This window comes from Pseudomonas sp. BMW13 (assembly GCF_013357275.1).
Classification (GTDB): domain Bacteria; phylum Pseudomonadota; class Gammaproteobacteria; order Pseudomonadales; family Pseudomonadaceae; genus Aquipseudomonas; species Aquipseudomonas khazarica.
Genome location: NZ_SUKD01000090.1, coordinates 1 through 290, shown reverse-complemented (window position 1 = coordinate 290; position 290 = coordinate 1). Strand labels below are relative to the sequence as shown.

Sequence of the window (290 nt, the reverse complement as noted above, 5' to 3'; positions counted from 1 at the left end):
CCGTCCATCTGGGCAGCACCGGTGATCATGTTCTTCACGTAGTCGGCGTGGCCCGGGCAGTCAACGTGCGCGTAGTGACGAATGTTGGAGTCGTACTCTACGTGCGCAGTGTTGATGGTGATACCACGAGCTTTTTCTTCCGGAGCGCTGTCGATCTTGTCGAAGTCGACCTTGGCCGAACCGAAAACTTCGGAGCAGACACGGGTCAGAGCAGCGGTCAGAGTGGTCTTACCGTGGTCAACGTGACCGATGGTGCCGACGTTGACGTGCGGTTTGTTACGTTCGAATTT

Annotated in this window: 1 protein-coding gene; it reads right to left on the bottom strand. The window is 56.6% G+C overall.

Features of this window, described 5'->3' with window-relative positions; translation table 11 throughout:
* The coding region (locus E4487_RS24315) for a GTP-binding protein (protein ID WP_257229497.1) at positions 1-290 on the bottom strand (290 nt) is incomplete at both ends.